The following is a 12,000-nucleotide window of genomic DNA, read 5'->3' on the forward strand; positions in this document are numbered from 1 at the left end:
CTTCCTTTCAGAAGCTTTTTTTTGTAAGAACAATATCTTGGTAACTTGTATATTCATGTCTGCCGCACCATAAACCGTAATGCGGCTTATTGATTATTTCTAGGCCGTACTTATTCAATAGATTGCAAATATCTGTCTCAGGATAAGCAACTGCGAAATTCGGAATATCTTTATTTACAACGTAGCAATTTTCGATTCGATGATAAAAACCTAGTGTACTTTGTCCTGCATTTAAATAATAGGACGATTCAGAATTTATAAGAAAGAATGTAATGAAACATCTCCCGTCTTTTTTTAATACACGTACAATTTCAGATACGTAATGTTCTAATTCTTTTGGGAGAAGATGCGTAAATACAGAAGTTAAAAAGATAAAATCGAATGTCCCGTCTTCATAGGGAAAACGATATTGAGAGGCATCTTCTTTTCCTTCTGGATTATAGAATTGATTGTATATGTCAACATGTTCAAAGTGAAAATTATTACGCATAGTTGAAATGTTATTTTGACACCAAGTAATTCCATCTTTAAACAAATCAAATCCATAATACGCTCCATCATCATGTAAGTAATTCAATAATGGTACAGCCATTCGGCCGACGCCGCAGCCTACATCTAATACTTTTTCATTTGGTTTTAAAGCGCCAATTTGAATAAAATGCTTTAGGAACTCTTTTCCAACTTTTCCAACTTTTTTGAAGTCGCCACCTACATATTGGACGAGTTCAGGAGGGGGGAGTAAAGTCATTTCTTTGTTAAGTTCGCTCATGAGTATACCCCTTTCTTGTATGAGAAGATGCAGTAAATCTATTAATAAAATTTTCAATTTGTAGTGAGAGAACACAGGAAAACAATTGTTATATGTAGGGAGATTCCGAAAAAGAATACTTAATTGGATTAGAAGTAAGAGAAGAATGAGTGAAAATGGAATCTCCTATAGATTAAATCTTTTTTATTCTTTTCTCCAATAAACACCAAATACATCAATTTTAGTAATAGGGGCTTTTAAATTCCGTTGATTTCTAAAGTCTGTCACAGCCTCAGCGCATGGTGGTAGCCCGTAGTCATCGATAATTATATAGCCACCTTTAGAAACTTTATCATATAAGTTCACGAGACCATCCATTGTGGATTCGTACATATCACCATCAAGCCGTGCAATTGCAATTTTTTCAATTGGTGCTGTTGGTAAAGTATCTTTAAACCAGCCTTTTAAAAATTTCACTTGATCATTTAGTAAATCATATTTTTTGAAATTCTCTTGTACTTGTTCTAAAGAGACGCGTAAGTAATCGAATGTGTGTAAATAATCACCGTAATCTTTTGGATATTGTTCTAGATTCGGTGCTGGCAAACCTTCAAATGAATCTGCAACCCACACATTACGATCCGTAATGTTGTTTGCTTGTAAAAAACCATTCATAAAAATGCATGATCCTCCGCGCCATACACCTGTTTCAATAAAATCACCTTCTATATTTTCACGAACAACGGTTTCCATCGCCTCTTGTAATTGGTTCATACGTTCTCGACCAATCATGCTATGTGCTGCTCTTGGCCAATCCATTCCATCATGGCGTTCACTTTTTGAAACATTTGGTTTTACAATTTTTAAGTTATGGTTTTCAGCATATTGCTTAATGAATAAAGGGAGGGGGACTGTAACTGGTTCGAATTCTGGTTCTTTCGAAATATGTAGAGATGCGGGTAAGTATGCCTCATATTCTAACCATATTTCAAATAAAATTGTCTTTTTTAGCAATTCGAGGTAAAGCTGAACAGCAGATTTACTTTCCATATTTGTGCCTCCTGCAAAATGTCATACAACAATATGATTATGTACATAATGAACGTTTCATGATTGAATTTGAAATTGAAAAAGCAGTAAAACTGATATCAGTTTTACTGCTAAGTAAAAAATTAAGCAATTTTTTCAATAATAATGGATGCACTCGTGCCAAGAGCTAATGATAACCCAAGTCCTGTAACAATTACTTCAACTAATGATGGAGTTGTCGTAATTTGCGTAATGGCTTGAACAACGATAGGTGATCCAACTGAAATTAAACTCGTTCCAGTACCTGGTACAGGTACTCCGTTCACTTGGATTGTAAGACCTCCTAATAGACTTACTGCTGCAGTGTATACGATAACAGTAATTTTATAGAATCCAGTTTCACTAATTACGAAAGTATCAGCATCTAATTGAGAAATTGCTGTACCAAACTGAGATCCAACAGTATTAAATGGTACTGGAGCATTAAGTCCAAGATCCAAAGAAATCCCAGCGGAGTTAAATGCATATAGTCCTGCTGGAAGTCCTAGTCCTGATGGTCCAGTAGGTCCAGTAGGTCCAGTAGCCCCAGTAGGTCCAGTAGCCCCAGTAGGTCCAGTAGCTCCAGTAGGTCCAGTAGCCCCAGTGTCACCAGTCGGCCCCGTAAGTCCAGTAGCCCCAGTGTCACCAGTCGGCCCGGTAGGTCCAGTAGCCCCAGTGTCACCAGTCGGCCCCGTAGGTCCAGTAGCCCCAGTGTCACCAGTCGGTCCAGTTGGCCCAGTCGGTCCCGTAGGCCCGGTCGGCCCAGTCGGAAGGGTAAACGGTGGTATCGGTGGTAATGTAGGTCCTACAAGATTAGGGTCAAATGCACTAGCTGATAAAGATTCATCGGGATTTAATCCATTTGAATAATTATTATTTGACATAAATTCACCTCCATAAAGCGTTCATTATATAGTAGATGCAAAACCGAAAGAAAATGACACGGACATTTGAATTATTGAAAAGAAATCTTAAACTACTTGAACAATTTAAAAAAATGGAAAGTTTAGTATATGTATAACATATGATTGATTTGGAAGAGGGTGATTATGTTGAACAAGCAAGGAATTACAATTAGTTTATGTATGATTGTTCGAGATGAGGAGGAGACAATAGCCCGTTGTTTAGACACAGTTGAAAAAATTGTGGATGAAATTATAGTGGTTGATACAGGCTCCGTCGATCGAACGAAAGAAATCGTAGAGAAATACACTTCTAACATATATGATTTCCAGTGGATTGATGATTTTGCAGCAGCAAGAAATTTTTCTTTTTCAAAAGCGACGCAAGAGTATATATTGTGGCTAGATGCAGATGACGTCTTATTAGAAGATGCTCAAGAAGCATTGAAACTTTTAAAAAGAGAATTAGATCCTAAAATTGATGCTGTTTCGATGCCTTATCACCTTGCAATGGATTCTAACGGGAAACCTTTATATTGTACAAAAAGAAATCGACTTGTAAAGCGTGAAAAACAATTTCAATGGTTTGGAAAGGTTCATGAGTATTTAGCTATTTCTGGTGAGGTTTTTAGTAGTAATGTTGCTATTACACATAAAAAAGAAAAAAAAGTAACAAATCGTAATTTGAAAATTTTTCAAAATACTGTAGCGGCAGGTGAAGAATTAAGTCCGAGAGATTTATTTTATTACGCAAATGAATCTACGGATAACCAAAAATATGATGATGCAGTTCTTCTATATGAAACATTTCTTAATCAAGACGAAGGATGGTATGAAGAGAAAATTTATGCATGTGGTAAGTTAGGAGATTGCTATGCAAAGCTCGGAATGTGGGAGAAGGCAATCGAATCTTGTGTGAAGTCGTTTCGGTATGACGTCCCTAGAGGAGAGAATTGTACAAGAATAGGATATATATATATGGAACAAGAAAAATATAATGAAGCGATATTTTGGTTTAAACTTGCTACGGAAGTACCAATGGCAACGGAAAGTCCTTTCCATAGTCCAGCTAGCTACACATGGCTACCCTATTTACAAATGTGTATTTGTTATAGCAGGTTAGGAGAGCAGGATAAAGCATATTATTACAATGAATTAGCAGCTTCTTATGTTCCGAATAATGCTGCAATTGAATATAACCGTAAATATTTTCGTGGAGTTTTTGATAAACCATATAAAGCGTAATAGGTTTCGTTTTTTGTAGAAATGATTTATCGTTATTCTAACTCTAATAGATTGGTTATATATTAGAGTATCAGTAACGTAACCAATATAGATAAAAAATTTTATACTGCTATTTGCGGACTAATAATCAATGGGGAGGAACAAAAACTGCACTTTATAGAATTCATATGAGATTTATATTTCTAATTCAATTTGCATAAGGAGTGTGTGAAATGAATCGCGAAAAAAGTTCTTTATATGAAGAAAAATCCGAACATTATTATAATGCAGCGAATCCGAATTTATTAAAGCATATAAAAAAGGAATGGAAAGAAGTTCTTGATATTGGTTGCTCGAGCGGTGCATTGGGAGCGGCTATTAAAGAAAATGGTACACGTGTATCAGGAATTGAGGCGTTTCCAGAGGCGGCAGAAAAAGCGAAAGAAAGACTAGATCATGTTATTTTAGGGGATATAGAAAAAATAGATCTTCCTTATGAGGAGGGGCAATTTGATTGCGTCATATTTGGGGATGTATTAGAGCATTTATTTGATCCGTGGGCTGTAATAGAAAAAGTAAAGCCATATATAAAGCAAAATGGTGTGATTTTAGCAAGTATACCAAACGTTGCTCATATTTCAGTATTAGCTCCCTTACTTGCTGGAAATTGGACGTATACAGAATATGGTTTATTAGATAAAACACATATTCGTTTCTTTACATTTAATGAAATGCTAAGAATGTTTTTAAAAGCAGGATATGTTATTAGTAAAGTAGATCGTGTATATGTTGATCATAAAATGTATGAACCGCTTATTGAGGAGTTATATGGAATTTGTAAAAAATATCGTCTTGGAAGTGGCTTCATGGCTGAGACAGTTGTATTTCAGTATATTATTGAAGCTGAAAAATCACAATTATGAGTGCTGCAGACAAAACAATATTATTTGTTACATGTATAAATGATCGGAAATTGTATGCAAACTGCGTGCGTCATATATTGCAATTGTTAGTACCGCCAGGGTATATTGTACAATTTATGCCGATTCGAAATGCGAAAAGTATGACGAGTGGATACAATCAAGCCATTTCGCATCCAGCGAAGTATAAAGTTTATTTACATCAAGATGTTTTTATTATAAATAGGGCTTTTTTATACGGATTACTTCAATTATTTGAGGAACATGAACACCTTGGGATGATTGGGATGGTTGGAGCGCAATATGTTCCTCCGACTGGCGTATGGAACGAAGGGCGTGGAATTGTAGGAAAGGTCATTGGTTATATGAATGATTTGTTTTATATGGCAAGTTTAGAACAACCGTATCATGAATCAAAAACATTTATTCCTGTAGAATGTATTGACGGTTTATTAATGGCGACACAATATGATGTTCCGTGGCGAGAAGATTTATTTGACGGATTTGATTTTTATGATGTATCTCAATCATTTGAATTTAAAAAAGCAGGATATACAGTCGGTGTACCTGTACAGCGCGATGCTTGGTGTATCCATTATCATTTTGATGTGAATATGACGAACTATGAAAAGTATCGGAAAATATTTGTGGAACACTATATGTCAGATGTAAATAAGGAAGAATAAAAGGGGGGACAAAAATGAAAGATCATACAATATTAGTCGTTGTTTGTGTAAATAATGAGGAGCTTTTCAAACAATGTGAGAGCCAAATAAGAAACATTTTTGTTCCCCCAGGTTACACAGTACAAATTTTTCCGATACGAGATGCACAAAGTATGGCAAGTGCTTACAACCGAGCCCTTTCATATCCAGCGAAATACAAAGTGTATATACATCAAGATACATATCTTATTAATCGAGACATGTTTTCTACACTTATATCTCTTTTTAAAGAAAATGAAAAGCTTGGTTTAATAGGAGTCGCTGGGGCTCAGTTTTTACCGAATAACGGGATATGGTGGGAAGGGAAAAATTTAGTAGGGAAAGTGATTGAGTATAGAAGACGGAATTATCAATTATTAAATTTAGATCAGGTTTTTTATGGCAATCAACCATTTTTGTCAGTTCAGGCAATTGATGGTTTATTCATGGCAACGCAGTATGATATTCCGTGGCGAGAAGATTTGTTTCAAGGGTTTCACTTTTATGATGTGTCACAGTCTTTAGAGTTTCAAAGGGCTGGTTATTTAATCGGTATCCCAAATCAAGCAAATTTATGGTGTATTCATTACAACGGGGATGAGTTTGATGCGGATACATATGAGAAGTACCGGAAAGTGTTTGTAGAACATTACAAAGATATATTATCTCCATCATAAAGGAGAGATGCAAAGTGAAAGGAATTATTTTAGCAGGTGGTACTGGATCGAGATTATATCCAATAACGAAAGTAACGAATAAACATTTACTTCCTGTTGGTCGGTATCCGATGATTTATCATGCGGTATATAAGCTAAAACAATGCGATATTACAGATATTATGATTATTACAGGTAAAGAGCATATGGGGGATGTTGTTAGCTTTTTAGGGAGTGGTCATGAATTTGGAGTGTCCTTTACGTATCGTGTGCAAGATAAAGCGGGCGGGATCGCACAGGCGTTAGGGCTTTGTGAAGATTTCGTCGGGAATGATCGTATGGTAGTTATATTAGGGGATAATATTTTTTCAGATGATATTCTTCCGTATGTTGAAGAGTTTGCAAACCAAAAAGAAGGTGCGAAAGTGCTATTGCAATCTGTAGAAGATCCCGAAAGATTTGGCGTAGCACATATTCAAAACCGAAAAATACTTGAAATTGAAGAAAAGCCGAAAGAGCCGAAAAGTTCTTATGCGGTTACGGGAATTTATTTGTATGATTCGAAAGTCTTTTCTTATATTAAAGAATTAAAACCTTCTGCACGGGGAGAACTTGAAATTACAGATATAAATAATTGGTATTTAAAGCGAGGGGTACTTACTTATAATGAAATGAGCGGCTGGTGGACTGATGCGGGAACTCATGCTTCGCTTCAAAAGGCGAATACGTTAGCACGGGATATTAATTTTGGGAAACAGTTTAACGGAGAATAGGTGAGAATATGAAAGTTGTAGAAACAAATTTTACCGATGCAAAATTGTTAGAACCGAGGTTGTTTGGAGACGATCGTGGCTTTTTTTCAGAGAGCTATAATAAGCAGGTGCTAGAAACATTAGGGATAACGTATTCATTTGTACAGGATAACGTATCTTATTCGGCTAAGGCAGGAACGATTTGGGGACTACACTTTCAAAAAATCCGAAAGCACAAACGAAACTCATTCAAGTTATGCAAGGGGCAATTTATGATGTTATCGTTGATTTACGAAAAAAATCACCGACATTTAAACAATGGAAAGGATATATTTTAAGTGCAGATAACCATCGGCAATTACTAGTGCCAAAAGGGTTTGCACATGGATTTTGCACGCTTGTCCCGCATACTATCGTTATGTATAAAGTAGATGAATATTATAGCGCAGAGCATGACTCAGGATTACTTTGGGAAGATAAAGATTTAGCAATTCCTTGGCCAGTAACCGATCCTATATTGTCCGATAAGGATCAGATATTACCATTACTAGAGGAATATGAAGATAGTTTTTAAGTAGGAGAGTTGTTTATGAATATATTAGTAACAGGTGGGGCTGGATTTATTGGAAGTAATTTCGTTCATTACATGCTACAAAGTTATGAAACATATAAAATTACGATGCATTAACATATAGTGGGAATTTAAATAACGTAAAATCTCTTCAGGATCACCCGAATTACTCTTTTGTAAAAGGAGAAATTCAAAATGGAGAGCTATTAGAACACGTTATAAAAGAGCGAGACGTACAAGTGATTGTAAATTTTGCAGCTGAATCACATGTGGACCGTAGTATTGAAAATCCGATTCCTTTTTATGATACAAATGTAATTGGAACGGTCACTTTATTAGAACTAGTTAAAAAATATTCGCATATAAAACTTGTGCAAGTGTCAACGGATGAAGTGTATGGCTCTTTAGGAAAAACAGGGAAGTTTACAGAGAAAACACCGTTAGCTCCAAATAGTCCATATTCTTCAAGTAAGGCGAGCGCGGACATGATAGCTCTATCTTACTATAAAACATATCAATTACCGGTTATAGTAACGCGTTGTTCTAACAATTATGGACCGTACCAGTATCCTGAAAAATTAATTCCATTAATGGTTACGAATGCACTAGAAGGAAAAAAACTACCGCTATATGGTGATGGTTTAAATGTAAGAGATTGGTTACATGTAACGGATCATTGCAGTGCGATTGATGTTGTTCTGCATAAGGGACGTGTCGGAGAAGTATATAATATAGGTGGAAATAATGAAAAAACAAATGTAGAAGTTGTGGAACAAATTATTACTCTTTTAGGAAAAACAAAAAAAGACATTGAATATGTTACAGATCGTTTAGGGCACGATCGTCGTTATGCGATTGATGCAGAGAAAATGAAGAATGAATTTGATTGGGAACCGAAATACACGTTTGAACAAGGATTACAAGAGACGGTGAAATGGTATGAAAAGAATAAGGAATGGTGGAAACCACTAAAAGACCAGTAAGGGGCATGTTAAATGAAAGAGAGGGTTATCATAACAGGAGCAAACGGTCAATTAGGAAAGCAACTATTTGAAGAGTTAGACTCTGAAGAATATGATATATATCCATTTGATAAAAAGTTATTAGATGTGACAAATATATCCCGAATACAACAAGTGGTACAAGAAATAAAACCACATATAATTATTCATTGTGCTGCCTATACGAAAGTAGATCATGCGGAGAAAGAACAGGATTTTGCGTATAGAATAAATGCAATCGGAGCTCGAAATGTAGCGGTTGCTTCACAATTAGTAGGGGCGAAGCTAGTTTATATTAGTACTGATTATGTATTTCAAGGTGCCAGACCAGATGGATACGACGAATTTCATAGTCCAGCGCCGATAAATATATATGGGGCCTCTAAGTATGCGGGGGAGCAGTTCGTCAAAGAGTTACATAATAAATATTTTATCGTTCGCACATCGTGGCTATATGGTAAATATGGAAATAATTTCGTGAAAACGATGATGCGATTAGGAAAAGAAAGAGATGAAATATCCGTTGTAGCGGATCAAGTTGGCTCTCCTACGTATGTGGCGGATTTAAATATGGTTATTAATAAGCTCATTCATACTTCTTTATACGGTACATACCACGTATCAAACAGTGGTTCATGCTCTTGGTTTGAATTTGCACAAAAGATATTTTCGTACGCCAATATGAAAGTGAATGTATTACCTGTTTCAACGGAAGAATTCGGGGCTGCAGCTGCGAGACCCAAATATTCTGTTTTTCAACATAACATGCTACGATTAAATGGTTTTTCACAAATGCCGTCTTGGGAAGAAGGATTAGAGCGGTTTTTTATAGAAACCAAAAGTCATTAACAAATTTCTGTTAATGACTTTTTTGTTTGCCTTTAAGCGGTTTTATGGTACTATAATTATAGTATCAGGTACTAATAACAAGTATAAGTATTTCTGGGAGGATATATCATGGAACTATTACAAGGGAAAACATTTGTTGTTATGGGCGTTGCGAACCAAAGAAGTATTGCATGGGGAATTGCTCGCTCTTTGCATAATGCAGGTGCAAAATTAATATTCACATATGCAGGAGAACGTTTAGAAAGAAACGTTCGTGAATTAGCGGACACATTAGAAGGACAAGAATCACTTGTATTACCTTGTGATGTAACGAATGATGAGGAACTTACAGCTTGCTTTGAAACAATTAAACAAGAAGTAGGTACTATTCACGGTGTAGCACATTGTATTGCTTTTGCAAATCGCGATGACTTAAAAGGTGAGTTTGTAGATACTTCTCGCGATGGATTTTTACTTGCACAAAATATTAGCGCATTCTCTTTAACAGCTGTAGCAAGAGAAGCAAAAAAAGTAATGACAGAAGGCGGAAATATTTTAACGTTAACATACCTTGGCGGCGAGCGTGTTGTGAAAAATTATAACGTTATGGGTGTTGCGAAAGCTTCATTAGAAGCGAGCGTGAAATATTTAGCGAACGATTTAGGTCAACACGGTATTCGTGTTAACGCTATTTCTGCAGGACCAATTCGTACGTTATCTGCAAAAGGTGTAGGCGATTTTAACTCAATCTTAAGAGAAATTGAGGAGCGCGCACCACTTCGTCGTACAACAACGCAAGAAGAAGTTGGCGATACAGCAGTATTCCTATTCAGTGATTTAGCACGCGGTGTAACAGGAGAAAACCTTCACGTTGATTCAGGGTATCATATCCTAGGATAAATATAATATTAATTTTTAAAGGACAATCTCTAAATGCTGAGATTGTCCTTTTTATTTGTTCTGAGAAAGAACGATTTTTAACGAAAGTTCTTACTACGTAATGAATATAACTATAATAGTACACGATTTATTTAGCTACGTATGGAAGTGGGAGGGACGAGTGTGAAGAATAAAAATAAAAGTTCAACAGTTGGAAAACCGTTGTTATATATCACGCAAGTAAGTTTAGAACTTGCTGCACCGAAAATAAAAAGAATTATCCTGACAAACTTTGAAAATGAAGATCAAAAAGAGCAAAGTAATAAACAAGAAAATATTGTAAGTAGTGCTGTGGAAGAGGTAATAGAACAAGAACAACAAGAAGAGCAGCAAGTGGAAGAAAAAATAGAAGAAGAGGAAAAAGAAGAACATGCAGAACAAGAAGAGCAAGAACCAGAACCAGTAAGAACTGTCCCGTATAATAAATCATTTAAGGATATGGATAATGATGAAAAAATTCATTTTTTACTAAACCGCCCTCATTACATTCCGAAAGTAAGATGCAGAATAAAAACAGCTACAGTTTCTTATGTTGGATCAATCATATCGTATCGTAATGGCATTGTATCTATTATGCCGCAAAATAGTATGAGAGATATTAGGTTGTCTATAGATGATATCCAATCGATTAGTATGGCCGGCTTTTAAATATGTAAAGGTGGTAGAAAGCTTCTACCACCCCAATAGTTTTTAGTTTACTTTACGATAGAAACGTCGCGTAAGCATTGAATCGCACAGAAACAGCTTAAATCAACAGTAATGCAAGTAGTTGTCGATATTAATCTTGCATTTGGTACAGCTAAAAACGTACAAATTGGATCGTCACCAGGTGGTACCGGAGAACTGTCACCTAATACTACAGTTAATACACGTAGCACAGCACAGCTATCATCATCTACACTTTCCACACGGAAAATTGGAGATCGGCAGCTAGTAAGGCTTGCTGATGGTGCGAATGCTTCAAAAGGTTCTCCAGTTTTTGTGTATAAAATAAAAGGGCGTGTATTTGCTACTGATGCAGTATTGTGTGCACCTAAAAATGGGATTTCACAACCAGATCCACATGTTGTTGTAGAACAATCTTGTAATTCATTGATGAATTTTACAACGTCAACTACACAATGAGAAGAGCCATGGTGTTTATTTTCGTTACAACTCATTAATGTCACTCCTTATCTTCTTGTTTGTATTTACATTAATAAGATATTGGAGTCGAGGAGATTTGGTCACAATCTCAAGACCTTTTTTTTAAAATAGGCGAAAGAGGATAAGGGAAGGTGAAATTATGCTGTTTACAAGCTGGCTTTTATTTTTTATTTTCGCGTTAGCAGCTTTTAGGCTCACTCGTTTAATTGTATATGATAAAATAACAGCCTTTTTGCGAAGACCATTTATTGATGAATTAGAGATTACGGAGCCGGATGGAAGTGTATCAACGTTTACAAAAGTGAAAGGTAAAGGATTAAGAAAGTGGATTGGCGAATTATTAAGCTGTTATTGGTGTACAGGTGTATGGGTTAGTGCTTTTTTATTAGTTTTATATAATTGGATCCCTATCGTTGCGGAGCCGTTACTTGCATTATTAGCTATTGCAGGTGCAGCAGCAATCATTGAAACGATTACAGGATATTTTATGGGAGAATAATATATTTTCATAATACGAGAAAAAGCGGAGTTTAAAAGAATG

13 protein-coding genes and 2 pseudogenes are annotated in these 12,000 nt (G+C 35.8%); 11 read left to right on the top strand and 4 right to left on the bottom strand.

The features are described 5' to 3' along the window. Positions 1-7: 7 nt before the first annotated feature. The 3 genes from MR169_RS05620 to MR169_RS05630 all read right to left on the bottom strand — a co-directional run bounded on the left by MR169_RS05620 (position 8) and on the right by MR169_RS05630 (position 2,700). Positions 8-769: a class I SAM-dependent methyltransferase gene (locus MR169_RS05620; protein ID WP_242319094.1), complete on the bottom strand. Its 762-nt coding sequence runs from the start codon at positions 767-769 to the stop codon at positions 8-10. A 183-nt stretch (positions 770-952) separates the two neighbouring features. After that, positions 953-1,798 (bottom strand): TylF/MycF family methyltransferase, encoded by an 846-nt coding sequence (locus MR169_RS05625; protein WP_000444389.1) that lies wholly within the window; start codon positions 1,796-1,798, stop codon positions 953-955. A gap of 122 nt (positions 1,799-1,920) precedes the next feature. Next, positions 1,921-2,700, bottom strand: a complete 780-nt coding sequence (locus MR169_RS05630) for a BclA C-terminal domain-containing protein (protein WP_242319095.1) — start codon at positions 2,698-2,700, stop codon at positions 1,921-1,923. Between the two features lie 165 nt (positions 2,701-2,865). On the opposite strand from MR169_RS05630, the gene MR169_RS05635 reads away from it, so the two are divergent. The 10 genes and pseudogenes from MR169_RS05635 to MR169_RS05680 all read left to right on the top strand — a co-directional run bounded on the left by MR169_RS05635 (position 2,866) and on the right by MR169_RS05680 (position 10,961). Next, positions 2,866-3,963, top strand: coding sequence for a glycosyltransferase (locus tag MR169_RS05635; RefSeq protein ID WP_000932907.1), 1,098 nt, complete (start codon positions 2,866-2,868; stop codon positions 3,961-3,963). 212 nt (positions 3,964-4,175) lie between these two features. Then, entirely contained in the window at positions 4,176-4,865 is a 690-nt protein-coding gene (locus MR169_RS05640) for a class I SAM-dependent methyltransferase (protein WP_001078431.1), read from the top strand. Further along, positions 4,862-5,548 carry a glycosyltransferase family protein gene (locus MR169_RS05645; RefSeq protein ID WP_001271183.1) on the top strand — a complete coding sequence of 229 codons (687 nt, stop codon included), beginning with the start codon at positions 4,862-4,864 and terminating at the stop codon, positions 5,546-5,548. The genes MR169_RS05640 and MR169_RS05645 overlap by 4 nt, the downstream gene beginning before the upstream one ends. 14 nt (positions 5,549-5,562) lie before the next feature. Next, the gene (locus tag MR169_RS05650) at positions 5,563-6,243 is read left to right on the top strand and encodes a glycosyltransferase family protein (RefSeq protein ID WP_000651520.1); all 681 of its coding nucleotides are present in this window, start codon (positions 5,563-5,565) and stop codon (positions 6,241-6,243) included. 14 nt (positions 6,244-6,257) lie between these two features. Further along, positions 6,258-6,995: a sugar phosphate nucleotidyltransferase gene (locus MR169_RS05655; RefSeq protein ID WP_242319096.1), complete on the top strand. Its 738-nt coding sequence runs from the start codon at positions 6,258-6,260 to the stop codon at positions 6,993-6,995. A gap of 8 nt (positions 6,996-7,003) precedes the next feature. Further along, positions 7,004-7,548 (top strand): annotated as a pseudogene (gene rfbC / locus MR169_RS05660) (dTDP-4-dehydrorhamnose 3,5-epimerase). A 15-nt stretch (positions 7,549-7,563) separates the two neighbouring features. After that, positions 7,564-8,528, top strand: a pseudogene (gene rfbB / locus MR169_RS05665) (dTDP-glucose 4,6-dehydratase). 12 nt (positions 8,529-8,540) lie between these two features. Continuing rightward, entirely contained in the window at positions 8,541-9,395 is an 855-nt protein-coding gene (gene rfbD / locus MR169_RS05670; RefSeq protein WP_000664648.1) for a dTDP-4-dehydrorhamnose reductase, read from the top strand. A 108-nt stretch (positions 9,396-9,503) separates the two neighbouring features. Then, the gene (gene fabI / locus MR169_RS05675) at positions 9,504-10,274 is read left to right on the top strand and encodes an enoyl-ACP reductase FabI (protein ID WP_242319097.1); all 771 of its coding nucleotides are present in this window, start codon (positions 9,504-9,506) and stop codon (positions 10,272-10,274) included. Positions 10,275-10,415: 141 nt separating this feature from the next. Beyond that, positions 10,416-10,961, top strand: a complete 546-nt coding sequence (locus MR169_RS05680) for a spore coat CotO family protein (protein ID WP_109140052.1) — start codon at positions 10,416-10,418, stop codon at positions 10,959-10,961. Between the two features lie 47 nt (positions 10,962-11,008). On the opposite strand, the gene exsY is transcribed toward MR169_RS05680, so the two are convergent. Beyond that, positions 11,009-11,473, bottom strand: coding sequence for an exosporium assembly protein ExsY (exsY, locus tag MR169_RS05685; RefSeq protein ID WP_001277740.1), 465 nt, complete (start codon positions 11,471-11,473; stop codon positions 11,009-11,011). 125 nt (positions 11,474-11,598) lie between these two features. Between exsY and MR169_RS05690 the strand changes: the two genes are divergently transcribed. Beyond that, the gene (locus tag MR169_RS05690) at positions 11,599-11,958 is read left to right on the top strand and encodes a DUF1360 domain-containing protein (protein WP_000899662.1); all 360 of its coding nucleotides are present in this window, start codon (positions 11,599-11,601) and stop codon (positions 11,956-11,958) included. Positions 11,959-12,000: the final 42 nt, after the last annotated feature.

Source organism: Bacillus cereus group sp. BfR-BA-01349, assembly GCF_022663795.1.
In the GTDB taxonomy this organism is placed as follows: domain Bacteria; phylum Bacillota; class Bacilli; order Bacillales; family Bacillaceae_G; genus Bacillus_A; species Bacillus_A cereus.

Coding starts and splice junctions, on each gene's coding strand:
- MR169_RS05625 (WP_000444389.1), bottom strand. CDS start 1,798: ATGGAAAGTAAATCTGCTGTTCAGCTTTACCTCGAATTGCTAAAAAAG.
- fabI (WP_242319097.1), top strand. CDS start 9,504: ATGGAACTATTACAAGGGAAAACATTTGTTGTTATGGGCGTTGCGAAC.
- MR169_RS05650 (WP_000651520.1), top strand. CDS start 5,563: ATGAAAGATCATACAATATTAGTCGTTGTTTGTGTAAATAATGAGGAG.
- MR169_RS05630 (WP_242319095.1), bottom strand. CDS start 2,700: ATGTCAAATAATAATTATTCAAATGGATTAAATCCCGATGAATCTTTA.
- MR169_RS05645 (WP_001271183.1), top strand. CDS start 4,862: ATGAGTGCTGCAGACAAAACAATATTATTTGTTACATGTATAAATGAT.
- rfbD (WP_000664648.1), top strand. CDS start 8,541: ATGAAAGAGAGGGTTATCATAACAGGAGCAAACGGTCAATTAGGAAAG.
- MR169_RS05640 (WP_001078431.1), top strand. CDS start 4,176: ATGAATCGCGAAAAAAGTTCTTTATATGAAGAAAAATCCGAACATTAT.
- MR169_RS05620 (WP_242319094.1), bottom strand. CDS start 769: ATGAGCGAACTTAACAAAGAAATGACTTTACTCCCCCCTCCTGAACTC.
- exsY (WP_001277740.1), bottom strand. CDS start 11,473: ATGAGTTGTAACGAAAATAAACACCATGGCTCTTCTCATTGTGTAGTT.
- MR169_RS05680 (WP_109140052.1), top strand. CDS start 10,416: ATGGAAGTGGGAGGGACGAGTGTGAAGAATAAAAATAAAAGTTCAACA.
- MR169_RS05635 (WP_000932907.1), top strand. CDS start 2,866: ATGTTGAACAAGCAAGGAATTACAATTAGTTTATGTATGATTGTTCGA.
- MR169_RS05690 (WP_000899662.1), top strand. CDS start 11,599: ATGCTGTTTACAAGCTGGCTTTTATTTTTTATTTTCGCGTTAGCAGCT.